Raw genomic sequence first — 22,923 nt, forward strand, 5'->3', positions numbered from 1 at the left:
CCCGTCAGTTCTGCGGGCGCAGCTTCTTCACTTCGTCGTCGGAGGGCAAATAGGCGGCACCGTCGCGATAGACGGAATTGACCATCACGCCCTTGCCGTCCTTCACCGCCGTCTTGCCCACGAAGGCGCCGAGCGTCGACTGGTGGTCGATGCCGCGGAAGACGATGGGGCCGAAGGGGGTGTCCAGCGACAGGCCCTCGGCGGCGGCAATCATCTTGTCGGTGTCGGTGGAGCCGGCCTTGGTGATGATGGCGGCGGCCGCCTTCATGGTCAGGTAGCCGACGATGGAGCCGAGCCGGGGATAGTCGTTGAACTTGGCCTGATAGGCCTTCAGGAAGGCGTCATGGGCCGGGGTCTTCAGGTCGTACCAAGGATAGCCGGTGACGATCCAGCCTTCGGGAGTCTCCTCCTTCAGCGGGTCCAGATATTCCGGCTCGCCGGTGAGCAGGCTGACCACCGTGCGGTCCTTGAACAGGCCGCGCGTATTGCCCTCGCGCACCAGCTTCACGAGGTCGGGGCCGAAGGTGACGTTGAAGATGGCATCGGGCTTGGCCGCCGCCACCGCCTGCACCACCGCGCCGGCGTCGATCTTGCCCTGCGGGGGCCACTGCTCGCTCACCCACTCGATGTCCGGGCGCTTGGCGGAGAGCAACTGCTTGAACACCGCCACGGCCGACTGGCCATACTCATAATTGGGCGCGATGGTGGCCCAGCGCTTGGCGGGCAGCTTGGCCGCCTCTTCCGCCAGCATGGCCGCCTGCATGTAGTTGGAGGGCCGCAGGCGGAAGGTGTATTTGTTGCCCTTCGCCCAGGTCATGGCGTCGGTGAGCGGCTCGGCCGCCAGGAACAGGATCTTCTTCTGGGCCGCATAGTCGGCTACGGCCAGGCCGATATGGGAGAAGAAGGTGCCGGTGAGCATCACCACATTGTCGCTGGAGACCAGCTCGTTCGCTGCGGTGACCGCATCGGCAGGCTTGCCGCCATCATCCTTCGAGATGACCGTGAACTTCTTGCCCAGCACGCCGCCGGAGGCATTGATTTCCTCCACCGCCAGCTGCCAGCCCTTGCGATAGGGCTCGGTGAAGGCGGGCAGGCCGGAATAGGAGTTGATCTCCCCGACCTTGATCTCCTGCGCCGCCGCCCGGCCGAGGCCGGCCGCAAGCGCAAGGGCCGCCAGTGCTACTGAAATCGACTTCTTCATGCGATCGTCCCCTCTGGTTATTCGACGTACCGCCGCTACCTTGGCGCCGAACCCGGCACCACTTTAACGCAACCCGTCCTCTCCTTTGATGTCTTCCGCCTTCAATCCCCCAATCCGGGGGAAGGGGCGGCCGGACGTGGTCACGGCGACCGCCACCACGATCTCGTTGGCGCGCGGCGCATCGGGCACGGTGACCTGCATGCCGTCGAAATGGCTGCGCACATAGGCTGCGTCCTTGTGGCCGAGCGGGATGTCCAGCTCGGCACCGAGCCCGCCCCGGCGCTTGGAGGAGGGGATCAAAGCCGCCCCCTTGCCCAGCACCTGACGCACCGGCGTGCCCATCTTGGGATGGAGCAGCGCGGCGGCATGCTCCAGTTCGCCATTCTCGCCCACCAGGGCCGCCTTGCCGTAGGATTGGGCGTCGGGGCCGGAAATGCCCAGCGCCGCCACGGCTTTTTCAGCCAGCAGCCCGCCCAGTTCCTCGCCGATCGCGATGAGGGGGGAGAGGTCTTCCTCATAGCGGCCGGCAAAGGGGTTCTCGATCACCGCCACCGCCGCCGCCCGCTTGGCGGGCTGGGGCACGGGGCGGCCCATCTCGGTGAGGGTCTCTTCCACCACCACCAGGATCTTGCGGATCTTCGCGCTCATCGCAGGCCGTCCTCCCCCTTGATCTTGTCGGCGGCGAGACCCCCGACGCGGGCATGGACGCGGGGACCGCAGGTCATCACCAGGACAAGCACGATCTCGTCCGCCTTGGGGCCATCCGGCACGCCCACTTCCATGGCGTCGAAATGACTGCGCACATAGGAGGCGTTCACATGGGTCACGGGGATGTCGAGCCGGGTGCCCGGGCCGCCCACCTTCTTGGTGGAGGGCACGATGGCCTTGGCATCCCCCAGGATCTCGCGCATGGCATAGCCGCCGGGCACGTGCCACAGCGCCCCATGCTCCAGTTCGCCGGCGGCGCCGATGATGGCGCCCTTGCCGTAGCCGTCCACCGCCGTCTTGTCGCCGCCCAGGGCCTTCAGGAGGTCGCCGGCCATGGCGATGCCCAGCGGAGTGAGGTCATCCATGAAGCCGGCAATGTCTTCCACATAGCGGCCGGCAAAGGGATTCTCGATCACGGTCAGGATGGCGCCGCGCTTGCGCGGCACGGCGGCCACCGGCCCGCCTTCGTGCAGGATTTCCTCCAGGATGAGCAGGCGCTTGCGGATCTTCACGTCAGGCATGGGACGGCCCTTGTTGTTGGCTGTGCGCGAGGGAATGGCCGGCCAGGGCCGGGAGAGGGGCGTTCAAATTCAGCTGCGGGCCGGTGCTCGCGGTCTCCCCCTGGAGGTGGAGCGCGGCAGCCTGGATGAGGCCCCGGCGGACGAGATCCTGCGCGCGGGCAAGACCCGCCTCCAGCGCGCGGGCGCGTTCGGCAGAGGAAAGCTCCGGCACGGCGCGCGTGACGAGGCGGTCGCCCAAGTCGTTGTCGGGCTGGAGGTGAGACGCGGGCACCCGCAGGATGCCCGGATGGCCCGGCAGGTCCACCGCATTGGCGATGATGGTGGCCGCCGCATCGGCCCTTGAGGCGGTCGCGGCCAGCACCGTCACCGCATCGGCGATGCCCAGCGAGAAGCTGCGTCCCCGCCAGCCGCTGGTGGCGACGCCCCGCACGGGGTCCCGCGCGTCAAGCACAGCGGTGCCCACGATGCGCGGCCGGTCTGGCCGGTCCACGAGGCCGACGGTGAAGGTCGCGCCCGCCTCCAAATGGAGGGCGATGTCGCCGCCATTGTTCACATAGGCGCGGGTCAGGCCCGACCGCACCAGGGCGGACAGCACCTCTTGTGCCACGGCGCCGGCCACTGCCGCCATGGGGGTGATGAAGTGCGCGCCGGCAAAGGGCCGCACCGCCTCCCACATGCGCCGGGCGATCGCGCCTTGAAGGGGCGAGGCCTCCGGCGCGGCGGGCGCCCGCAGGGCCGGGAGTTCGGCGCACAATTCATCCAGCAGGCCGGCAAAGCGGGCGGCCGCCGCCGCATAGGCCCCGTCCACCACGCCGGTCGGCCCGTCCGCCTCGATCACCAAATCGATGGGGCCGTCCTGCAGATGCAGGCGCCGCCCATCGGCGAGCCGCGCCACCTGGGGCGCGCGCAGAGCGGGGGGGAGGGGGCGGGCGAGGGCCATGGCGTCACCCGTGGGAGCGCTTGGCGCCTTCGGGCGCCAAAGGCCAGGGATTGTCGAGGAGCGGCGCCAGCGGCAGCAGGCCCTCATGGCCGCGCACGCTTTCCACCGGGCGCACCTCCGCCATATGGCCGCCGAGGGCCTCATAGTCGGAGAGCTTCAGGGTGAATTCGATGGGCGCCACCAGAGCCGGGGTCGGCACATAGCCGAAGGCGTTTTCCGGCAGGCGCGTCACGTCCACCATGAAGGTGATGCCGCCGCCGGGATAGACATAGACCGGCGCGCCGCCGCTGGTGACATAGGTCAGCGCATCCTTCACCGACTTGGTGAGGCGCACCGGGTTTTCCGTGACACCGGCCCGCAAGGAACCGCCCGCCCCCGCCATGAACAGCACGGTGGACAGAGCCGGCTCGCAATTTTCCTTCACCCGCTCGGCGGAGGCGGCCAGATCCGGCGGCAGCGGCTTCTCCACCGGCACCAGGGCCTCGTCCAGCTCGAAATAGGCGCTGTGCTCGCCGGTGGTGGAGATGAAGAAGAGGCGCAGGCCCGGCCAGGCCACCTTGGGGTCGAACGGGCCGATAATGGCGAGGGGATCGGTGAGGTTGGTGCCGCCCCAGCCGGTGCCGGGCTCGGCCACCTGGAAATAGCGGCCGGGGGTGGAGCGGCGGCCCTTCATCTTGATGCCGGTGTCGGGAATGTCCAGCAGCTTGCCCGCCTGGTGCTCGGAGAGGACGCCGGTGATGTGGTCGTCCACCACCACCACCTCATCCACCTTGCCGAGCCATTGCTTGGCGAACATGCCGATGGTGGCCGAGCCGCAGCCCACCCGCATGCGCTCTTCCACCACCCCATTGACGATGGGCGGTTTACCGGCCTGCACCACCACGGTGGCGCCGCCATCGATGCTGAGTTCCACCGCCTTGCCGTTGCACAGCTCCACCAGGGCGTCGCAGGTCACGCGGCCTTCCTTCTTGCCGCCGCCGGTGAGGTGATGGACACCGCCCAGCGAGAGCATCTGGGAGCCGTATTCGCTGGTGGTCACATGGCCCACCGCCTCGCCCTGGGCGCGCACCGTGGCCTGCTCGGGGCCGAGATAGCGGTCGGTGTCGATTTTCACCTTCACGCCGCAATAGCTGAAGATGCCCTCGGTGACGACGGTCACCATGTCCACCCCCTCCACCTGGGAGGAGACGATGAAGGGCGCGGGCTTGTAGTCGGGATAGGTGGTGCCGGCGCCGATGGCGGTGACGAAGGTCTCGGGGCTGGAGAGGATCTTGCCGTCCCAGTCTTCGCCCCGGCTGAACGGCACCACCGTGCCGCCCTGGGCGAGGGTGCGATCCAGCACCACGTGGGGATCGACGCGCACCAGCTCGCCCGCATGGTTGGCATAGCGATCGCAGGCGCCCGTCATGCCCGGCTTGATGTAGCACATGACCGGGCACGCATCGCAGCGGATCTTGGCGTCCGCCGGGCTTGGTGCGGGGGCTGTGTCGTCGCGCATGGCGGGGCTCCGGGCATGAAGCTGGCGCAGGCGGGCCTGCGGCTCAGTTCATATGTGTACTAATGAAAATGAAGATGGGCCGCAGTGTCAAGCACAAGGAAGAGGCATGCTGCTATACAGGGCGCTCATCTTGCCGGCAGCGGGCGGAACCGGTCCGCCCGCGCCCGGTGCAGATGCCGTCAGGCCTTCACGAGGAAGGGCACGCGGGTCGCCGGCGGCGTGTTGCGCGAGCGTTCCGTGCGCACGATGCCGTCGATGATGGTCATGCCGATGCCTGGCAGGTCGCCCAGCTGGATGCTCTCCAGCAGGTTGGTGCCGGCCGAATGCTGGGCCGTGTCCATGATGACGAAGTCGGCCGAGCGGCCCACTTCGATGATGCCGCAATCCAGCGCCCGCATGCGCGCGGTGTTGCCGGTGGCAAGGCACAGGGCCTGTTCCGCCGGCAGGTCGCCCAGCGAGGAGAGGAGCGAGACCATGCGCAGGATGCCCAGCGGCTGCACGCCGGAGCCGGCGGGCGCGTCGGTGCCGAGGATCACCCGGTGGAGGTCGCCCATCTCCCGCGCGATGCGCAGGGTATAGAGCGCGGCGCGCTCATTGCCGTTATGCACCAGTTCCAGGCCGCGCTTGCAGCCCTCGCAGATGCAGCGGATCTGGCCGTCGGGGAGCGCCGTGTGGCCGCCATTGATATGGCCCACCACGTCCGTGTCCGCCTCCAGCACCACGTCCTTGTCGATGAGGCCGGAGCCGGGAATGGAGGGGCCGCCCGTATGAATGGTGGACTGGATGCCGTATTTGCGGGCCCATCCCACCATCTTGCGGGCGGTGGGGCCGTCCTTGACGCCGCCGAGGCCCACTTCGCCAAGCAGCTTCACGCCGGCCGCGGCCAGTTCCTTGAAGTCTTCCTCCACCATCTCATGCTCGATGACGGGGGCGCCCGCATGGATCTTCACGCCGCCGGGCCGGAAGGCGGTGAAGGTGCGCTGGGCGGTAATGGCCAGGGCCTTCACGCCGATCACGTCACGCGGACGGCCGGGATAATGCACCTCGCCCGCCGAGATCATGGTGGTGACGCCGCCATGGAGGAAGCTGTCGATCCAGTTGAGCTGCTGCTGGCGGGGCGTCCAGTCCCCCGCCACCGGATGCACATGGCTGTCGATGAGGCCGGGGGTCACCGCCGCCCCGTTGGCATCTACCGTGGTGGTGGCGCCCTCGGTGTCCACGTCCTTCAAGCGCCCGATGGCGGTGATGCGGCCATTCTCGGCGACGATGGTGTCGGCATCGAGGATCGGCTTTTCCAGATCGCCGGACAGCAGAAGGCCGATATTGCGGATGACGAGCTTGGTGGGGCCGGTGGGACCGCCCGGGGCATCATGGGCCATATTCGGGTTCCTGGAAGGCTTGTTTTATTTGTAAGCATACGAATGTTACGCCCGGTCCCAAGACTTGGAAAGCAGCCTTTGGAACCGGGCTGGACAAAAATTCAGCGCTCGGCGAAGGCCTTTTCCAGCACGAAGTCGCCGGCTTCCCCGTTGCTGCCTTCCTCGAAGCCGCGCGCCTCCATCATGTGACGCAGCTGCACCATCATTTCCGGCGAACCGCACAGCATGACCCGGTCGGTCGCCTTGTCCAGCATGGGCAGGCCCACATCCTCGAACAGCTTGCCGCTCTCAATCAGATCGGTGATGCGGCCGCGATTGCGGAAGGGCTCGCGGGTGACGGTGGGGTAATAGATGAGCTTGGCGGAGACTTCCTCGCCGAGCAGCTCGTGCGAGGTCAGGCCGCTGACGATCTCCTCCCCATAGGCCAGCTCCGCCACCTCCCGGCAGCCATGCACCAGCACGATCTTCTCGAAGCGCTCATAGGTCTCGGGATCGCGGATAAGGGCCAGGAAGGGCGCAAGGCCGGTGCCGGTGCCCAACAGATAGAGCGTGCGGCCGGGCTTGAGATTGTCCAGCACCAGCGTGCCGGTGGCTTTCCGCCCGATGATGATGGGATCGCCCTCCATTACATGCTGGAGGCGGGAGGTCAGGGGGCCGTCGGGGACCTTGATGGAGAAGAATTCCAGCGTGTCCTCGTAATTGGGGCTGACCACCGAATAGGCGCGCAGCAGCGGCCGGCCATCGACCTTCAGGCCGATCATGGTGAACTCGCCATTGCGGAAGCGGAAGCTGGGGTCCCGCGTGGTGGTGAAGCTGAACAGGCGGTCGGTCCAGTGGCGCACGCTCAGGACGCGCTCTTCCATCAGGTTGCTCATGGGGCTTCCGGGCAGGTTCGGGGCCGTGGCGGCGGGGGTGAAAATTTGTTTGTGTACTAATGAAAATGGATGCGCGCGGCCTTGTCAATTGCCTTGCCGGCCAAAGGCGGGGGCTGACCCTGGGTTTTTTGCGATGCGGGTCTCACTGGGCCGCCTTCATGGCCCGCACTTCCCCCACCCGTGCCTCCAGGCCTTCCCAGGCGGGCGCCTCGGGGGCGAAGGTGGCGCGGATATAGCGGGCGAGCGCCGCCACCTGGGTGTCGTCCAGCGCGTCGCGGAAGGCGGGCATGTCGCCCAGATCCCGGGCGGCGGGGGAGGGGATGCCGTCGAGGATCACCCGGATGAGATTGTCCGGCCGGGCGGCATGCACATTGGTGTTGAGCGCGAGTGCCGGGCGTACGCCGAACAAGGTCGGCCCTTCCTGCGCATGGCAGGCGGCGCAGGCGCCCTCATAGAGCTTGCCGCCCAGCGTATCGAGGGGGCGAAGACGGGCCTGCGCCTGCGCTTCCAGCTCCGCCGCCCGCGCCGCCGGCTCGGCCACCGGCGGACTGGAGAATGAGGAAAGATAGGTGGCCATGGCGCGGATATCGGCGTCGGGAAGACCAGCCAGTTCCTGCACCACCGGCGCCATGGGGCCGGCCGCCGTGCCGTGGAAGCGGGAAAAGCCCGTGCGCAGATAGGAGAAGAGCTCGTCCTCGGTCCAGGGAATGGGCGCGGCGGACAGGCTTGTGAGAGCGGGGGCCTCCCACCCATCCGCCCAGCCGCCGGACAGGTGCGCGGGGCCCGTCTTCTCGGCGCCGAGCGCATTGCGCGGCGTGTGGCAGGCGCCGCAATGGCCGAGGCCCTCCACCAGATAGCGCCCGCGATTCCATTGCGGTGGTTGGGCAGGATCGGCCTCCAACTGGCCGGGCTTCAGGAACAGCGCGTTCCATCCGGCCATGAGGGGGCGGATGTTGAGCGGCGCGGCCATGCGCGCTTCGGGCGTGGCCGCACTCACCGCCGGCTGCGACATGAAATAGGCGTAGAGGGCCTGGAGGTCCGTGTCCGAGGTCTTGGTGAAGGAGGGGTAGGGGAAGGCGGGGTAGAGATGCCGCCCATCCCGCGAGATCCCCTCCCGCATGGCGCGCTCGAAGGCGGCATAGGACCAGCGGCCGAGGCCCGTCTCCGGGTCAGGCGTGAGATTGGTGGAATAGACGGTGCCGAATGGCGTCTCCAGCGCCCGCCCGCCGGCATTCGCCACCCCGCCCGGCACGGTGTGGCACACGGCGCAGGCGCCCACCGCCGCAAGCTGCCGGCCGCGCGCGATCATGTCGGCGGAAAAGGAGGCCGGATCGGGCGGCGCGATGGGGGGAACCGCGCCGCGCAGGGGCATGGCGATGGCGGCCATGCCGAGCGCGCCCGCGAGCGTCGCGCCGGCCAGCGTGAACCAGTTGCGCTTGGTCTTTTCCGGCCGGGTGGCCTTGGGGCGCGCCTCGCCCGCAAGCGCGGCGCGCACCTTATCGGGCGTGAAGGGCGGCTCGCGCAGGCGCACGCCCGTGGCGTCGAAAATGGCGTTGGCGATGGCGGCGGCTGAAGGCACCGAGGCGGATTCGCCACTCCCCAAGGGCGGGTCGTCCGGCCGGGGCATCAGCACCACATTGATGACCGGCACCTCGGGGAAGGTGAGGATGGGATAGGCGCCCCATTCCCGGCTGGTCACCGCCGTCTCGCCGAAGCCCACCTCTTCCTTCAGCGCCCGGCTTGTGGACTGGATGACATTGCCGTGGATCTGGTGCTCGATGCCCGCCGGGTTGATCATCAGCCCGGAATCCTGGCCCACCGTCACCTTGCGCACGGCCACGTCGCCGGTGGTGGTGTTCACCTCCACATCAGCCACCCAGGCGGACCAGGCGGCGCCATAGCCGGGAAACTTGGAATGCACATAGAGCGCATAGGCAAAGCCCTGCCCGCGCACGATGTCACCTTCCACGCTCTCGCGCCGCGGCCCGGTGCGATGGACCCAGCCGGCGCGGTCCGCCACTTCCTTCACCAGGTCGACGGCGCGCGGGTCGTGCAGGTGGCGCAGGCGATAGTCCACCGGGTCGACGCCGGCCTCGGCGGCCAGTTCGTCGATATAGCTTTCATGGGCGAAGGAATTGGGGAGGGCCGACACACCCCGCAGCCAGGCCGCCCGAACGATGGGCGCCATGTCATGGGCCACCACGCGCATATGGTCGTAGTCATAGGGCGGGATGGCGGTGCGGTCGCCCATCTCGAAGACGGGATTTTTCGCGGGGACACGACCGGTGAGCAGGAGCGCCAAAGTGACAGCCGCGTTGGAGGGGTAGCGGGTGGAAAAGTCATAGGCGGCGGGTGTGCCGTCGGCATTCAGCCCGCCGCTCACCTCCATGAGCTGGGCCGCGCCCTTGGGCTCCCAGGCATGTTCCTGCTCGCGGGTGAGCTGCACCCGCACCGGGCGTCCCACGGCCCGCGAAAGAAGCGCCGCATCGGCCGCCACGTCATCCGCGCAATTGCGCCCGTAGCAGCCGGCGGCCTCGAAGCGGATGATGTCGATATGGGTTTCCGGCAGTCCCAGAAGCACCGCGATGTCGGCCCTCAGCGGATAGGGGTTCTGCGTGCCCGCCCAGATGGTCGCGCCGTCCGCGCCCACGTCCGCCACGGCGCAGGACGGGCCGATGGAGGCATGCATCTGGTAGGGCCAAGCATAGGTCCGGTCCATGGGGTGGGCGGCGGCGGCGCGGGCCGTGTCCACATCGCCCCGGTCGAGGAGCAGGCGGGGTGTGCTGGGATTGGCGCGCAGGGCCTGCGCCACGTCGGAGAGATCCGGCAAGGGCGGTGTGGGCTTCCATTGCACCACCAGCTCGCGCGCGGCTTGGGCGGCCTGCTCTTCCCGCTCGGCCACCACGCCGATGAAGTCGCCCATGGTGACCACAGCCACCACGCCTGGAATATGGGCGATGGAGGCTTCGTCCACCTTCAGGAGGCTGGTACCGATGAAGTCGCCCGCATCGATGCCGGCATAAGGCGGGCGCACCACGCGGCCATGGAGCATGCCGGGCACCCGCACGTCATGCACATAGGTGAATTGGCCGAGCGCCTTGGCGGGAATGTCCACGCGCGGCACGCGCTGGCCGATGACGCGATGCTCCGACACAGGCTTCAGCGCCACCGCGTCCGCCAGCATCAGCCGCTCGGTGCGGCCTGAAAGGAGAGCGGCGTAGGAAAGGCCTGCGTTTCCGCCCGCCTTGGGATGGACCACGCCCTCGGTGACGGTGAGGTCTTCCGGCGCCACGTCCAGCGCCTGCGCGGCCAGCGCCACCAGATGATGGCGCGCCTGCGCCGCCGCCCGCCGCAGCGGGGTCGCCGAGACCTGGATGGTGTCGCTGGCAATGGTCGCGCCCTGGTTGGGCGTGCCGCCAGTGTGGCCGAGCACCATGGTGACGCGCTCCAGCGGCACGTCCAGTTCTTCGGCCACCATTTGGGCGAGCGCGGTGCGGATGCCGGTCCCGAGGTCCACATGGCCGTTGAAGGCGAGGATGCGGCCGGTCTCGTCGAGAAAGAGGAACAGGTCCAGCGCCCCCTCGGCGGGCGCCGCCGTGCGCACCAGCCCGCCCACCACCTGCGCCGGACGCAGCACGGCGAGGGTGCTGGCGCGCGCGAGCAGGGCCTTGGGATCGGCGAGAGGCTCGCTCATGGCGTGGCCTCGCCGTGCGCGAGGGCTTCCGCCGCCAGGAGCACCGCTTTCAGGATCTCCACATGGGTGCCGCACCGGCACAGATTGTGCCGCAGTGCCGCGCGCGCCTGTGCCTCCGTGGGATGGGGCGTGCGCTTGAGAAAGGCCACCGTGGCCATGATCATGCCATTGAGGCAATAGCCGCACTGGGCCGCCTGCGCGGCGATGAAGGCCGCCTGGACGGGATGGGGCGCCTCAGGCGTGCCGAGGCCCTCCAGGGTGACGATCTGACGGCCTTCCGCACTGGCCAGGCGGGTGACGCAGGCGCGGGTGGCGATGCCATCCATCAGCACCGTGCAGGCCCCGCACTCGCCGAGGCCGCAGCCGAATTTCGGACCGTTGAGGGCGAGGTCGTTGCGCAGCACATAGAGAAGGGGCGTGTCGCCGGGCAAGGCGAAGGCGTGCGCGATGCCGTTGACCGTCAGCGTCACGGTCGCGGGCATGTCCCGGCTCCGAACGCGGCACAAAACTGCGAATGCCACGCACGCACATGCGCAGCCCCGTCCCGATGAAAAGACATACTCCGCCCCTCTGGTTTTCGGCGGCTCGGGAAGTCGCGAAATGCTTCCCGTGATTTAGATTGTTTCTATACGAACGATTCTTGTCAAGCGCGCCGGGCGGCGGTTATTGGCGGGGTCGGGGGAGGGGCGGCGCCGTCCGGATCAGGCGGAAGCCTGCGCTTCGGCGGGTGCGCTGGACTGCGCCTGCGCGTTGCGCCACTTGCGCTCCAGGCGCTGGAGAAAGGCCTTGGGCGTGCGGTGGAAGAGCTTTCCATGGGCCCGCTTTGCCTGCCGCACCAGATGGGCCTGCTGCGCCTTGCCCGCTTCGGCGAGCCGGGACAGGAGCGCGGGCGGAACGGCGTCGGGGTCGTCCTCCCGGACGCGCTCCATCACGGTGCCGAGCGCCTCGATATCCTGGCAGGTGCCGAGCACTTCCCGCAGATCCTGCACCTTTTGCGCCCGGTTGAGACCCACGCCGCCATGGAGCTTGGCGAAGAAGGACATCTGGTAGCGGTGCGTGACCACGCGCTTGCGCAGATCGTGGATGTGCTCTGGCGTGTCCCAGCGCGCGCCGGCGCGGGCGCGGGCATAGCCGCGACGCAAGCCATGGGCGAGATTGGCCTCCAGGATCTGCTGGTCAAGCACCCCCGCATGAAGGGCCCGGGCTTCGCCCAGCCATTGGAGGAGGCCCGCGAGGCCCGCCGCGGCGGCGTCGGATCCGGTTTCGTCATTGCCGATGGCCGGTAGGAGTTGGTCCACTTCCGGCGCGCCGAGGCGCCCGCTTGTGTGCAGAACGCCGAGAGCGTCCCGGGCCGCCTGCCGGTCGCGCGTCGCCGAGAGGGCGCGGGCGGCGTCGCCAGCGGCGCGCCGGGCTTGCCGGGCCTGCGGGCTGTCCACCAGCCGCAGGAGGGCGCGATACTCCTTCACCGCCTTGCGCACGTCATGGATCCCGTCGGCGCTCGCCCCATTCGACAAGGTCCGCTCCAATTTGCGGAAGGTGCGCTCGATCCGCGCCACCAAGGCGAGGCCGGCATCGGGCGGGGGCGGGATGTCGCCGGCGGCGGAAGGGCCGAGCGAGGCGGGGGCGGGGGAGTGGCTCTGGCTCATGGACCGCAGTCTCGCACAAAACCCCTGGCTCCGTCTGCCTTTCGAGGGTCCGAGGGGATGCATTGGGGATGTCGAGAATGTCAAATTGAAATAACTAAAAACTGGAACCGTCGCTAGTTTATCATATGTCTAATTCGTATCTTTATGTTGCTTATTGATGTCCGAGAAACGTTTCGCATAGAAGGGAAATTGGGCGACGTTACGACAAGCCATTCCATTTTTCATATTGCGACGGAGTTCGGGGATGGGTTCGGCTGGATTTTCTGGAGGCATTCGCGCCTCCAAGCATGCGGATGCAGGCCGTTTGGGTCTTCTGGGTCCGCTTCAACTTGGCGTGGGCGTGGCATCCGCAATGGCGGCACCCGCCATGGCCCAGCAGGCCAACACTGCGGGCGAGATCGACCTGCCCACCGTGCAGGTGCAGACGGACACCGGTGGCTATCTGGCGACCACGACGGGCGTGGCGCGCTTGCCGGTCCCCCTCTTCGACATGCCCCAGCAGGTGAACGTGGTCACCGAGGAGGTGCTGCGCGAGCAGAACGACACCACCTTGGAGCAGGCGCTGCGCAACGTGTCCGGCATCACCTTCTCGGCGGGCGAGGGCGGCACCCAGGGCGATGCGCCCATCATTCGCGGCTTCTCCGCCCGTGGTGACATCTTCCGGGACGGCATCCGCGACACCGGCTGGTACACCCGCGACATGTTCAACATCGAGGCGGTGGAGGTCTTCATGGGGCCGTCCTCCTTCGCCTTCGGGCGCGGGTCCACGGGCGGCGTCATCAACATGGTGTCCAAGCTGCCCAAGAACGCCACCTTCGTGGAGGCGGACGTGACCGGTTATTCCAGCTCCGGCTGGCGCGCGACCCTCGATGCCAACGGCAAGGTCAACGACAATGTCTATGCCCGCATCAATCTGATGGGCCAGAATGTCGACACCGCCGACCGCAACAATGTGAATGCGGAGCGCTGGGGCGTCGCGCCGTCGGTCACCGTCAACCTCAGTGACAAGACCACCCTTACCGCCTCCTATTACTATCAGCACGAGAGCGGCGTCCCCGATTACGGCCACCCCTATCTTCCGGCGCCTACGCTGAGCACATCGCCGGGGAATTTCGGCCAGCCGGTGGGTGGCTATTACGGCAACGGGACGGCCACCTCGCCCGTGCCGGTGCCCCGTTCCAACTGGTACGGCGTCACCAATGGCCCCTTCAAGGACCAGGTCAACACCGACACCAACATGGCCACGCTCTATATCGAGCATGAGCTGAACGAGTTCGTCACCATCAGCAACGGCACGCGCTACACCGCCAATGATCGCAACGTGATCGTCACGGCGCCACGCAGCCTGGGCACCGCCACCAACAACACGACCGCGAGTGCGCTCACCCTCTATCCGGTCCAGGCCATGACCATCGGGATGCAGCGCTTCAACACCGTGACCGACAATACCCAGCTTACCAACATCACGGACATGGTGGCCAAGTTCCAGACCGGCATCTTCAAGCACACGCTGAATGCCGGCATGGAGCTGACCAAGGAGACGCGCGACCAGAACCGCGTGAACCTCTGTAACCCCTCGGCAGCGGCTTGCCGGACCAGCCTCTATTGGCCGAGCAACACGTCGGCCAGCGCGGGCGTTGGCGGCTATTCCAGCTACCTGCCTTCCACCAATAATACCGACATGACCGACGTCGCCTTCTATGCCGGCGACCAGATCGAGATCGGCCCCAACTGGCAGATCATGGGCGGCGTGCGCTGGGACATCGCCGACACCACCTATAATGCCATCACCAATGCCGGCGTCGCCTCCAGCCTCCAGAGCAGCGAGAGCCTGTTCAATTATCGTCTCGGCGTGGTCTATTCGCCCATCAAGGCGATCAATTTCTACGTCACCTACGGCACATCCTCGAACCCGTCCGCCGAATATGGCGTGCTGTCCAACGACACCGTCACCCTGGCGCCCGAGAGCAACAACACCTGGGAAGCCGGTGTGAAGGCGGAAGTGCTGGACGGCAAGATGGTGCTCACCGGCGCCGTGTTCCAGACCACAAAGACCAATACCCGCGTGCCCACCGATCCGGTGGCGGGTCTTCCCCCGCAGGTGCTGGGCGGTGAGCAGCAGGTGCGGGGCATTTCGCTCGGCGCGGCTGGCGCCCTCACCGACAAGTGGGACATGACCGTCAGCTACACCTACATGCAGTCGGAGATCGTGTCCGTCGGCCCCTCTCCCACGCTGGAGAGCCTGGCGACCGTCGGCAAGGAACTGCCGAACACCCCGCCCAACTCCTTCTCGTTGTGGACCACCTACGACATCACGCCCCAGCTGACCGTCGGCGGCGGCATCACCTATGCGGACAATACGTTCGCAAACACCAATAATACGGTCTACGTGCCGTCCTATTGGAACTTCGATGCCATGGCCAGCTACCAGATCAACAAGAACTTCCAGCTCCAGCTCAACGTCTACAACCTGACCAATGAGCTGTACTACGCGCAATATTATGGTGGTCATGCGGTTCCGGCGGCGGGGCGCTATGCCTCGCTGACGGCGCGCGCCACCTTCTGAGCGCCTTTCCTCCACATCGCTCCCGCGCCGGTTCCGCCGGCGCGGGATTTTCCGTTTCGGATGCCGCGCCATGATGATCCACATTCCCAACGTGCTGAGCCGTGAGCAGGTGGCGCGCTGTCGCCAGGTGATGGACCGGGCCGCCTGGGCTGATGGCCGCGTGACCGCCGGCTTCCAGTCGAGCGCGGTGAAGCGCAACCTCCAGCTCCCCGATGGCGGGCCGGAGGCGGCGGAACTGGGCGAGATGGTGCTCTCCGCGCTGGAGCGCTCGCCGCTCTTCATGTCGGCGGTGCTGCCGCGCCGCGTCCTGCCGCCCATGTTCAACCGCTATGAGGAGGGCATGACCTTCGGGTCCCATGTGGACAATGCCATCCGCACCTTGCGCGGCACCGGCGAGCGCATGCGCACGGATGTCTCCACCACGCTCTTCCTCTCCGACCCGGAGGAGTATGACGGCGGCGAACTGGTGGTGGAGGACACCTATGGCACCCATGCGGTGAAGCTGCCGGCGGGGGACGCCATCATCTATCCGGCCACCTCGCTCCACCATGTGACGCCGGTGACGCGCGGCGCCCGCGTCGCCTCCTTCTTCTGGACCCAGAGCCTGGTGCGGGATGTGACGCGCCGCGCGCTGCTGTTCGACATGGACATGGCCATCATCCGCTTGAACCATGATGTGCCGAACCATCCCTCCGCCGTGCAATTGACCGGCGTCTATCACAACCTGCTGCGCCAATGGTCGGAGGTTTGAGGCCGGTTGCTGCCGAGGTGGCATAAGGCTTTTTCGGTGACGGGCCAAAAAAACCTCCCGTTGCGTCCACGCTTTACCCCTTCTTCACTCCGCCCCCCGACACTGCCCTCGTGTTCCGCGTAGCGTATGGGAATGCGATATGAGTGTGGTGCGTAAAGGGGCGCCCGTCCGGGCGCCCCGCCAGTCTCGCGTGAAGCCGGACACTGCCGTTGACCCTTCGAGCCTGGATCGCATCCTCATCGGCGATTGCATCGCGCAGATGGCGAGCCTGCCGCCCCGATCGGTGGACGTGATCTTTGCCGATCCGCCTTACAATCTTCAGCTCCAGGGCGAGCTGAAGCGCCCCGATGAAAGCCGCGTGGATGCGGTGGACGATGCGTGGGACCAATTCGAGAGCTTTGCGGCCTATGATGCTTTTACCCGCGCTTGGCTGCTGGCGGCCAAGCGTGTGCTGAAGCCCACCGGCACGCTGTGGGTGATCGGCTCCTATCACAACATTTTCCGCGTCGGCGCGCTGATGCAGGATCTGGAGTTCTGGATCCTGAACGACGTCATCTGGCGCAAGTCCAATCCCATGCCGAACTTCCGGGGCCGGCGCTTCACCAATGCCCACGAGACACTGATCTGGGCCGCGCGCGATCCCGGCGCCAAGGGCTATGTGTTCAATTACGAGGCCTTGAAGGGGGGCAATGAGGATGTGCAGGTCCGCTCGGACTGGCTGATCCCGCTCTGCACCGGCCATGAGCGCCTCAAGGACGCCCAGGGCCGCAAGACCCATCCCACTCAGAAGCCCGAGGCATTGCTGGCCCGCGTGTTGCTCGCCGCCTCCCGGCCCGGTGACGTCGTGCTCGATCCTTTCCTCGGCTCCGGCACGTCGGCGGCGGTGGCCAAGCGCCTGCGCCGCCACTTCATCGGCATCGAGCGGGACGAGACCTATGCGCAGGCGGCCCAAGCCCGCATCGATGCGGTGGAGCCCCTGCCCGAATCCGCCCTGATCGCCCCGCCCAGCGCCCGCGAGGCGCCCCGCGTCGCCTTCTCCGCTTTGGTGGAGCGCGGGCTCGTGGCGCCGGGCCTGGAGCTTACCGATTCCAAGGGCCAGGTGCGGGCCGTGGTGCGCGCAGATGGTACGATCGCGCTGGCCAATGCCCAGGCTGTGGGGTCCATCCACCGCATGGGTGCCCTCGCCCAGGGGGCGGAGGCCTGCAATGGGTGGACCTTCTGGCATGTGGAGCAGGAAGGCCGCCGCCATCCCATCGACATGCTGCGCGCCCGCCTGCGCGAGGAAATGGGTGTGCGCTCCGAGTGAGGCTTAGAGCGCGATCCCATCAGATTGAATCAATCTGATGGGTGAATCGCCCTCTCACTCATTGAGACAGAATGCGTGATCCGATCAGCCTGCGGTGCAGGCTGATTGGCGCATGCTCTAGAAGCGATAGTTGAGGCCGGCGCGCACGATGCTGAAGGCGTAGTCCGCGTTGGCATTCAGGGTGTAGCTGGGAATGGGGTTGCTTGCAGCCCCATTCAACGTGAAGCTGCTGCTTCCCAGGTTCACATAGAGATATTCGGCCTTCACGGACCAATGCGCGTCGAGACGCGTCTCGGCGCCACCGCCGAGCGTCCAGCCCCAGCGGGTGCCCGATGTGCTGCCCGTCCAGGCATACCATCCCATGCTGTCCCGGATCGTGACATCGGCGCCCGAGGATGCCACGGCGAGGCCCCCGGTCACATAGAATAGCGTCGGCCCTGCGGCATAGCCAAGGCGGGCCCTCGCTGTGCCGAACCAGGAGCCGTCAATGCTGTAGGACTTGGTGAGGAATTGACCCGGCGTGATCATGGACGCGGTCAAGGCTGTTCCGCTCGTGCCGCTCCCGGCATAGCTCAGGTCCGCCTCGAGGCCAAACACCCAGGCCGCCGCATTTCCCGCAGGGGCCTGCCAGTCGTAGCCGATGGTCCCACCGATGGTGAAGCCGGTCGAGGAACCCCCAAGGGCGTTGTTATATTGGGCCTGATAGAGGCCGAGATTGGGGTTGGTGAGAAAGTCTCCGGCCACTTGCGGCGTGACGGAGCTGTCGCTGAAGACGGCGCCGGCCACCACACCTATGTGAAAGCCCTGCCAGGACAGGGGTGCGGCCGGGAGCGGCGCCTTCACGACGGGCGCAGCCTGCACCGCCAGGTCCGCCCCGTGCCCGTCCGCCACGCCGACCATTGCCGTCGTCGCGCAACCCAAAACGACCATGGCGGCGGACCGCCACCGGTTGAAACCGTAGACCATGCTGCCCACCTCGCTTGCCCAGCTTGAGCGGGACCGTAGGGGGGGGCAGGGGCGAGGCGCAATCACGGCAGGTGGGGGCAAATAAAAAATTAACCAATACCGCTCTGGCTCATCCCATCTTTTGGGCAAGCACCTTCTGCATCACCGAAGGCAGGGCCTCCGCCGAGAAGCCCTCCGGGCGCACCCACCGGCACCCGGCGGGCGCGGGCGCGCCAAGGGGAAAGTCGGCCCGCAGGATCTGCAGCGTCAGGGAAAAGTGCGTGAACACATGGTCCACACGGCCGGGCAGCCGCCGCCATCGTCCTTGCAGCGGCGCATGGACCTCGGGATCGGGCACGTCCGCCGCCCAGGGGGTGGAGGGCACCTCGGTCATCTTGGCCAACAGGCCCTTGTCCGGCCGGGTGCGCAGGAGCACGGCGCCATCCGCCCGCACGGCGAGGAAGGCGATGCCTTGCCGGTGCGGCTTTTCTCCCTTGGGTGCCTTCACCGGATAGCGGGCCGCATCACCCGCCGCGCGCCCGATGCACGGCTCCATCCAGGGACACAAGCCGCAAGCCGGGGACTTCGGCGTGCAGATGGTGGCACCGAGATCCATCATGGCCTGGGCGAAATCGCCGGGGCGCCGGCGTGGCACCAGGGCAGCGGCGCGGGCGCGGATTTCCACCTTGCCCTTGGGCAGGGGGGTGTCGATGGCATAGAGCCGGCTTACCACCCGCTCGATATTGCCATCCACCGGCGAGGCGGGCAGGTCGAAGGCGATGGCAGCGATGGCTGCTGCGGTGTAGGGGCCGATGCCGGGCAGCTCCAGCAGCGCCGCCTCGTCATCGGGAAAGGCGCCGCCATGGCGCTCCACCACCGCCTTGGCGCAGGCGTGTAGGTTGCGGGCGCGGGCATAATAGCCAAGTCCGGCCCAGGCGGAGAGCACCTCCTCCAAAGGCGCGGCGGCTAGGTCCGACACGCGCGGCCAGCGCCGCAGGAAATCCACGAAATAGGGCCCCACCGCCTTCACGGTGGTCTGCTGGAGCATGATCTCCGACAGGAACACGTGATAGGGATCGGCGGTCCGCCCTTCCTCGGCGCGCCAGGGCAGGCGCCGGCGGTGGCGGTCATACCAGGCCAGCAGGGCGGCAGGGTCCGGCTGTGCCTTCTGTGCGGTCGAGGGAGGAGATAGAATGGCGCGCGTCATGAGCGGCACCCTGACCGCGGGCGGCGCGGCCGGCAAGATGTACGCGCGATCCGCGGGGGAAGGATGAGGATGAGGAAGCCCTTCGGCCCCAGGCCGTTGGCCGATCTGGTGGGCCCCACCATTGCCGATGCCTGCGGGCGTGCGGGGTTTTCCACTGTCGAGATCGTCACCAGCTGGGACGAGATTGCCGGGCCGGAGCTCGGCCCCCGCTCCATGCCGCTGAAGCTGCAATGGCCGCGCGATGGCAACCAGGACGCCACTTTGGTGGTGCGGGTGGAAGGGCCCTATGCCATCGAGATGCAATATGCCGCGCCACAGATTGTCGAGCGCATCAACACCTATTTCGGCTGGCGCTGCGTGACGCGCATCGCGCTGCGCCAGGGGCCGGTGCCACCCCGCCGTGTGCCGCCCCGCCCGGTGGAGCCCGATCCCGCCCTGGTGGCGCAGGCGCGGCAGGAGATCGGCACGTTCGAGAATGAGGGGCTGGCGGCCTCCCTGGCTCGGCTCGGCGCCCTGGTGCGTGGAGAGCGCCGGAAATCTTGAACGCGCCGCGCATTGGCGCCCGAAGACCGCCATGTTAAACGCCCACGTCTGGTCCTAGAGGGACAACGCGGTGCCGGCCGGTGGCCGGGCATTCTGCACGGGGCGGACGGTGTTCGAGCGGGACGAGGGGCAGCGCCTTCGACCATCGATGCACCCGGCTGCTGCGCCGCGGTCTCACTCTGGGACGGCCTGGAAGCGGCCGTCATGCGCTTCCCTTGTTCGGAGAATTCCATGCTGTTGCACCGTCGCCGGTTCCTGAAGGGCGCAAGCCAGATCGCTTTGTTCGCGGCGGTCGCCGGTCCCCTGGCGCATCTCCTGGGCGCGGTCGCTCCCGCCCAGGCGCAGACGATCGATCAGGCCAAGCTGATGGCCCCCGCCGCGAGCCCGCTGCCCACGCAGGGGCTGGGCAATCCATCGGCGCCGGTGACCATCGTGGAATATGCCTCGCTCACCTGCAGCCATTGCGCGGCGTTCCACGCCAAGTCCTTCCCTGAGCTAAAGGCGAAATATATCGATACCGGGAAGGTCTATTTCATCCTGCGCGAATTCCCCTTCGATCCGGTGGCCACCGCCGGCTTCATGCTGGCGCGCTGCATGCCGCAGGACAAGTATTTCCCCATGGTGTCCAGCCTGTTCGACACCCAGAAGAGCTGGGCCTTCAGCTCCAATCCGGCGCAGGGGCTGCTCGCGGTCTACAAGCAGGCCGGCATGACCGAGGCGGACTTCGAGAAGTGTCTCACCGACAAGGAACTGGCGGAGAAGGTCCAGGCCAGCGCCCAATATGCCAATAAGGAGCTGGGCGTGGATTCCACCCCCACCTTCTTCATTAACGGCAAGAAGCTATCGGGCGCGCTCTCGCCCGAGGACCTGGACAAGGAACTGGCGCCGCTCCTGCAGGGCAAGTGAGCCTGCGGGGCGTCCGACCTCCCGCGCGCCGCGTTTCGCCAAACCGTGAGTCCCGCCAATGGGTTTTCGCCTGCGCGGGGCTGGCGAAAGGAGGTGATTTCGGTCCTGGGGCGTTGACAAGGCGCCCCGTGGCCCGTATCACGCCGGCTCGATCCATCAAGACGTGTCGACGAGCCGCGCGGCAAGCGCGCCGCGGTCGGCCGAAGGCTAGTGTGTCATGAAGATCCGTAACTCTCTCAAGTCGCTCGTCGGTCGTCACCGGGACAACCGCCTGGTCCGTCGCAAGGGCCGCATGTACATCATCAACAAGACCCAGAAGCGCTACAAGGCGCGCCAGGGTTGATGATCCGGGCCTTTTGGCCCGCCACGCGCCTCTCATCGAGCGTTCGTGATTTCAACCGCTCCGCCCGAAAGGGACGGGGCGGTTGACGCTTTTGCGGGTGCGGCGGAAACTTGCGTCATGCGCTCATCGTCCGCCTCGCCGCATTGCCCCTGCCGCCCCGTTCTGGGCCCGTTCCGTCGTCGGCTCGGGCGGGCCGGCCTTGCCGCCGCTCTTGTTCTCCTGGCCGCGCCTGCCACTCTGGCGCAGACCACAGGTCCCGTTCCCCGGCCCGGCGTCCCGGAGGCGACCGCGCCCCGCGATGGCGCCGCGCCGCGCGTGCGCCCGCAACGGGATCGGCGGGGTCAACTGGATGCCCTGTTCGAGGCCTTGAAGATCGCGCCGGACGACGAGAGCGCAAAGGCGGTGGGCAATCGCATTGATGCCATCTTCGCCCAGTCCGGCAGCGCCAGTGCCGACCTGCTGATGGCCCGCGCCGAGCTGGCGGCGGGAGCCAAGGAATATGACCTGGCCGTGGAACTGCTGAATTCGGTTCTCACCATCGCGCCGGACCATCTGGGCGCGCTCGCCCGCCGTGCCACGATCTTCTATGTCCAGGACGATTATGCCGACGCCCTCTCCGACATCAGCGAGGTGCTGGCCCGCGAGCCGCGCCACTATACGGCGCTGTTCGGGCTTGCGCTGATCATGCGCGAGCTGGGCGATGACAAGGCCGCGCTCGCCGCCGCCCGACGGGCCCTTGCCATCAATCCCCACCTGGAGGGCGCCAAGGATATGGTCAAGGAGCTGGCGGTGACAGTGGACGGGCGGGATATCTAAGGGTTTGAAGAAAGAGTTCGAAATAATAAGTAAGAAATAGTATTTGTCCTGTGTTTTTTCTTATTCTTGACGCGATATTATTTGTTTTTCTACTGTTTTCGCCTTGATCTCAACCTAAAGCGTGCGGCATGGTTTGAGCAGAAGTCGGTGGGCGCCTGAAAGCGTCTGCGCCACGGCGGAGGCCGCATCATGTCCAAGAACGAGATCGGCAAGGCCGGCGAGGCGCCGGTTGGCCGGATCCTAGACGACGACCAACTGGAGATGGTCTCCGGCGGCAACAGCATGCGTCACTACTTCCATCGCCTCACGCACGCCAAGGTATCGCGGGGCAAGATGCTGCTGGACCAGTTCGTGCAGTCGATCCACGCCGCGCCCGGCCAGAAGAGGGGCTGAGGCGTTCATCCCAACGTAAGCGTGACCCGCTGCCCAAGGCGGCAGGGGCGCTGTGCATCCTCCTCGCGCCGGAATGCGGGCGTGCGCTGCCCAAACGTCCCCTTATCCCGCCGGAACCCCGCCGGCGGCCTGGGGAATTGACCACTCGCCAGCAATTCGGCGCCTCCGCGCCTGGCGAGTCAAGGAGGGACATCATGGAACACGACGACGCCCCGGAGCGCAAAGACGCCATGGGCACGCCCGCCGACGATCGGCCCGTCAGTGACGAGGCGGTGGCCGCCGCTGCCGGCGGCGGCTCCCTGAAGTCGCTTTATCTCGACGTGCAGCGCGGCCTGTGGGCTGACAATCCCGACATCCTGCGCGAGGTCATGGCGCGGCATGGCGACAAGCCGGCCGCGTCCGCCCCGCTCCCCGGTGCCGCCCGAAAGGATGTGTGACGTGCAGGGGCCTGTGTGGCCGAGAGAGGGAGAATACGGATGCAGCGGGACAATGAACCCAGCGGCGCGGCTTCGGCCGAGGCAGCGCAAGACGCCACCCCCCTGTCCGACGCCGCCGCCGAGGCGGCGGCGGGCGGCATGATCGTCAACCAGAACGCGTTCCTCAAATGGGCCCAGACCCACGACCGGCACGGCAACGAGATCGACCCCAGCACGGGGCAGATCGTCAAGGCGCCGGAACGTTGAGG

At 67.2% G+C, this 22,923-nt stretch carries 22 protein-coding genes; 10 read left to right on the plus strand and 12 right to left on the minus strand.

The features are described 5' to 3' along the window. Positions 1–4: 4 nt before the first annotated feature. The 10 genes from J5J86_RS19175 to J5J86_RS19220 form a co-directional block, all read right to left on the minus strand. Positions 5–1,201 (minus strand): ABC transporter substrate-binding protein, encoded by a 1,197-nt coding sequence (locus J5J86_RS19175; RefSeq protein WP_209100879.1) that lies wholly within the window; start codon positions 1,199–1,201, stop codon positions 5–7. Between the two features lie 63 nt (positions 1,202–1,264). After that, entirely contained in the window at positions 1,265–1,849 is a 585-nt protein-coding gene (locus J5J86_RS19180) for an amino acid synthesis family protein (RefSeq protein WP_209100881.1), read from the minus strand. Then, complete coding sequence (locus J5J86_RS19185) at positions 1,846–2,430, minus strand: amino acid synthesis family protein (RefSeq protein ID WP_209100883.1); 585 nt, start codon at positions 2,428–2,430, stop codon at positions 1,846–1,848. The genes J5J86_RS19180 and J5J86_RS19185 overlap by 4 nt, the downstream gene beginning before the upstream one ends. Next, complete coding sequence (locus tag J5J86_RS19190) at positions 2,423–3,370, minus strand: UPF0280 family protein (RefSeq protein ID WP_209100885.1); 948 nt, start codon at positions 3,368–3,370, stop codon at positions 2,423–2,425. The genes J5J86_RS19185 and J5J86_RS19190 overlap by 8 nt, the downstream gene beginning before the upstream one ends. Before the next feature lie 4 nt (positions 3,371–3,374). Then, positions 3,375–4,868: a 6-hydroxynicotinate reductase gene (locus J5J86_RS19195; RefSeq protein WP_209100887.1), complete on the minus strand. Its 1,494-nt coding sequence runs from the start codon at positions 4,866–4,868 to the stop codon at positions 3,375–3,377. A gap of 179 nt (positions 4,869–5,047) precedes the next feature. After that, a complete protein-coding gene (locus J5J86_RS19200) occupies positions 5,048–6,247 on the minus strand; it encodes an amidohydrolase family protein (protein ID WP_209100889.1) in 1,200 nt (399 codons plus the stop codon). Positions 6,248–6,348: 101 nt separating this feature from the next. Further along, positions 6,349–7,122, minus strand: coding sequence for a ferredoxin--NADP reductase (locus J5J86_RS19205; RefSeq protein ID WP_209100891.1), 774 nt, complete (start codon positions 7,120–7,122; stop codon positions 6,349–6,351). 142 nt (positions 7,123–7,264) lie between these two features. Next, positions 7,265–10,816 (minus strand): molybdopterin cofactor-binding domain-containing protein, encoded by a 3,552-nt coding sequence (locus tag J5J86_RS19210; RefSeq protein ID WP_209100893.1) that lies wholly within the window; start codon positions 10,814–10,816, stop codon positions 7,265–7,267. Then, positions 10,813–11,298: a (2Fe-2S)-binding protein gene (locus J5J86_RS19215; RefSeq protein ID WP_209100895.1), complete on the minus strand. Its 486-nt coding sequence runs from the start codon at positions 11,296–11,298 to the stop codon at positions 10,813–10,815. The genes J5J86_RS19210 and J5J86_RS19215 overlap by 4 nt, the downstream gene beginning before the upstream one ends. 219 nt (positions 11,299–11,517) lie before the next feature. After that, a complete protein-coding gene (locus J5J86_RS19220; protein WP_209100897.1) occupies positions 11,518–12,462 on the minus strand; it encodes a CHAD domain-containing protein in 945 nt (314 codons plus the stop codon). 352 nt (positions 12,463–12,814) lie between these two features. Here J5J86_RS19220 and J5J86_RS19225 point away from each other — a divergent pair, with 352 nt between their 5' ends. The 3 genes from J5J86_RS19225 to J5J86_RS19235 all read left to right on the plus strand — a co-directional run bounded on the left by J5J86_RS19225 (position 12,815) and on the right by J5J86_RS19235 (position 17,085). Then, positions 12,815–15,028 carry a TonB-dependent receptor gene (locus tag J5J86_RS19225; RefSeq protein ID WP_209100899.1) on the plus strand — a complete coding sequence of 738 codons (2,214 nt, stop codon included), beginning with the start codon at positions 12,815–12,817 and terminating at the stop codon, positions 15,026–15,028. Positions 15,029–15,098: 70 nt separating this feature from the next. Then, a complete protein-coding gene (locus J5J86_RS19230) occupies positions 15,099–15,779 on the plus strand; it encodes a Fe2+-dependent dioxygenase (RefSeq protein ID WP_209100900.1) in 681 nt (226 codons plus the stop codon). A 139-nt stretch (positions 15,780–15,918) separates the two neighbouring features. Then, positions 15,919–17,085: a site-specific DNA-methyltransferase gene (locus J5J86_RS19235; RefSeq protein ID WP_209100903.1), complete on the plus strand. Its 1,167-nt coding sequence runs from the start codon at positions 15,919–15,921 to the stop codon at positions 17,083–17,085. A 117-nt stretch (positions 17,086–17,202) separates the two neighbouring features. On the opposite strand, the gene J5J86_RS19240 is transcribed toward J5J86_RS19235, so the two are convergent. Next, on the minus strand, positions 17,203–18,051 hold the full coding sequence (locus J5J86_RS19240) for an outer membrane protein (RefSeq protein WP_209100905.1): 849 nt from the start codon (positions 18,049–18,051) through the stop codon (positions 17,203–17,205). A 109-nt stretch (positions 18,052–18,160) separates the two neighbouring features. After that, positions 18,161–19,237: an A/G-specific adenine glycosylase gene (mutY, locus tag J5J86_RS19245; RefSeq protein WP_209100907.1), complete on the minus strand. Its 1,077-nt coding sequence runs from the start codon at positions 19,235–19,237 to the stop codon at positions 18,161–18,163. Between the two features lie 69 nt (positions 19,238–19,306). Here mutY and J5J86_RS19250 point away from each other — a divergent pair, with 69 nt between their 5' ends. From J5J86_RS19250 to J5J86_RS19280, 7 genes are all read left to right on the plus strand, one after another. Next, on the plus strand, positions 19,307–19,780 hold the full coding sequence (locus J5J86_RS19250) for a DUF721 domain-containing protein (protein ID WP_209100909.1): 474 nt from the start codon (positions 19,307–19,309) through the stop codon (positions 19,778–19,780). Between the two features lie 231 nt (positions 19,781–20,011). Beyond that, the gene (locus tag J5J86_RS19255) at positions 20,012–20,686 is read left to right on the plus strand and encodes a DsbA family protein (protein WP_209100912.1); all 675 of its coding nucleotides are present in this window, start codon (positions 20,012–20,014) and stop codon (positions 20,684–20,686) included. 217 nt (positions 20,687–20,903) lie between these two features. Further along, positions 20,904–21,029 (plus strand): type B 50S ribosomal protein L36, encoded by a 126-nt coding sequence (gene ykgO / locus J5J86_RS19260; RefSeq protein WP_209100914.1) that lies wholly within the window; start codon positions 20,904–20,906, stop codon positions 21,027–21,029. 117 nt (positions 21,030–21,146) lie between these two features. Continuing rightward, entirely contained in the window at positions 21,147–21,845 is a 699-nt protein-coding gene (locus J5J86_RS19265) for a tetratricopeptide repeat protein (RefSeq protein WP_209100916.1), read from the plus strand. 189 nt (positions 21,846–22,034) lie between these two features. After that, a complete protein-coding gene (locus tag J5J86_RS19270; protein ID WP_209100918.1) occupies positions 22,035–22,238 on the plus strand; it encodes a hypothetical protein in 204 nt (67 codons plus the stop codon). Between the two features lie 194 nt (positions 22,239–22,432). Next, positions 22,433–22,675, plus strand: a complete 243-nt coding sequence (locus J5J86_RS19275; RefSeq protein WP_209100920.1) for a hypothetical protein — start codon at positions 22,433–22,435, stop codon at positions 22,673–22,675. A gap of 39 nt (positions 22,676–22,714) precedes the next feature. Then, on the plus strand, positions 22,715–22,921 hold the full coding sequence (locus J5J86_RS19280) for a hypothetical protein (protein ID WP_209100922.1): 207 nt from the start codon (positions 22,715–22,717) through the stop codon (positions 22,919–22,921). Positions 22,922–22,923: the final 2 nt, after the last annotated feature.

Source organism: Aquabacter sp. L1I39 (assembly GCF_017742835.1).
Lineage (GTDB): Bacteria > Pseudomonadota > Alphaproteobacteria > Rhizobiales > Xanthobacteraceae > L1I39.

Bases quoted from the DNA above. Each gene is read 5' to 3' on its own strand.
- J5J86_RS19215 (WP_209100895.1), bottom strand. From the start codon at position 11,298: ATGCCCGCGACCGTGACGCTGACGGTCAACGGCATCGCGCACGCCTTC.
- J5J86_RS19230 (WP_209100900.1), top strand. From the start codon at position 15,099: ATGATGATCCACATTCCCAACGTGCTGAGCCGTGAGCAGGTGGCGCGC.
- mutY (WP_209100907.1), bottom strand. From the start codon at position 19,237: ATGACGCGCGCCATTCTATCTCCTCCCTCGACCGCACAGAAGGCACAG.
- J5J86_RS19200 (WP_209100889.1), bottom strand. From the start codon at position 6,247: ATGGCCCATGATGCCCCGGGCGGTCCCACCGGCCCCACCAAGCTCGTC.
- J5J86_RS19195 (WP_209100887.1), bottom strand. From the start codon at position 4,868: ATGCGCGACGACACAGCCCCCGCACCAAGCCCGGCGGACGCCAAGATC.
- J5J86_RS19225 (WP_209100899.1), top strand. From the start codon at position 12,815: ATGGCGGCACCCGCCATGGCCCAGCAGGCCAACACTGCGGGCGAGATC.
- J5J86_RS19235 (WP_209100903.1), top strand. From the start codon at position 15,919: ATGAGTGTGGTGCGTAAAGGGGCGCCCGTCCGGGCGCCCCGCCAGTCT.
- J5J86_RS19220 (WP_209100897.1), bottom strand. From the start codon at position 12,462: ATGAGCCAGAGCCACTCCCCCGCCCCCGCCTCGCTCGGCCCTTCCGCC.
- J5J86_RS19180 (WP_209100881.1), bottom strand. From the start codon at position 1,849: ATGAGCGCGAAGATCCGCAAGATCCTGGTGGTGGTGGAAGAGACCCTC.
- J5J86_RS19265 (WP_209100916.1), top strand. From the start codon at position 21,147: ATGCGCTCATCGTCCGCCTCGCCGCATTGCCCCTGCCGCCCCGTTCTG.
- J5J86_RS19270 (WP_209100918.1), top strand. From the start codon at position 22,035: ATGTCCAAGAACGAGATCGGCAAGGCCGGCGAGGCGCCGGTTGGCCGG.
- J5J86_RS19255 (WP_209100912.1), top strand. From the start codon at position 20,012: ATGCTGTTGCACCGTCGCCGGTTCCTGAAGGGCGCAAGCCAGATCGCT.
- J5J86_RS19240 (WP_209100905.1), bottom strand. From the start codon at position 18,051: ATGGTCTACGGTTTCAACCGGTGGCGGTCCGCCGCCATGGTCGTTTTG.
- J5J86_RS19185 (WP_209100883.1), bottom strand. From the start codon at position 2,430: ATGCCTGACGTGAAGATCCGCAAGCGCCTGCTCATCCTGGAGGAAATC.
- ykgO (WP_209100914.1), top strand. From the start codon at position 20,904: ATGAAGATCCGTAACTCTCTCAAGTCGCTCGTCGGTCGTCACCGGGAC.
- J5J86_RS19275 (WP_209100920.1), top strand. From the start codon at position 22,433: ATGGAACACGACGACGCCCCGGAGCGCAAAGACGCCATGGGCACGCCC.
- J5J86_RS19205 (WP_209100891.1), bottom strand. From the start codon at position 7,122: ATGAGCAACCTGATGGAAGAGCGCGTCCTGAGCGTGCGCCACTGGACC.
- J5J86_RS19175 (WP_209100879.1), bottom strand. From the start codon at position 1,201: ATGAAGAAGTCGATTTCAGTAGCACTGGCGGCCCTTGCGCTTGCGGCC.
- J5J86_RS19210 (WP_209100893.1), bottom strand. From the start codon at position 10,816: ATGAGCGAGCCTCTCGCCGATCCCAAGGCCCTGCTCGCGCGCGCCAGC.
- J5J86_RS19190 (WP_209100885.1), bottom strand. From the start codon at position 3,370: ATGGCCCTCGCCCGCCCCCTCCCCCCCGCTCTGCGCGCGCCCCAGGTG.
- J5J86_RS19250 (WP_209100909.1), top strand. From the start codon at position 19,307: ATGAGGAAGCCCTTCGGCCCCAGGCCGTTGGCCGATCTGGTGGGCCCC.
- J5J86_RS19280 (WP_209100922.1), top strand. From the start codon at position 22,715: ATGCAGCGGGACAATGAACCCAGCGGCGCGGCTTCGGCCGAGGCAGCG.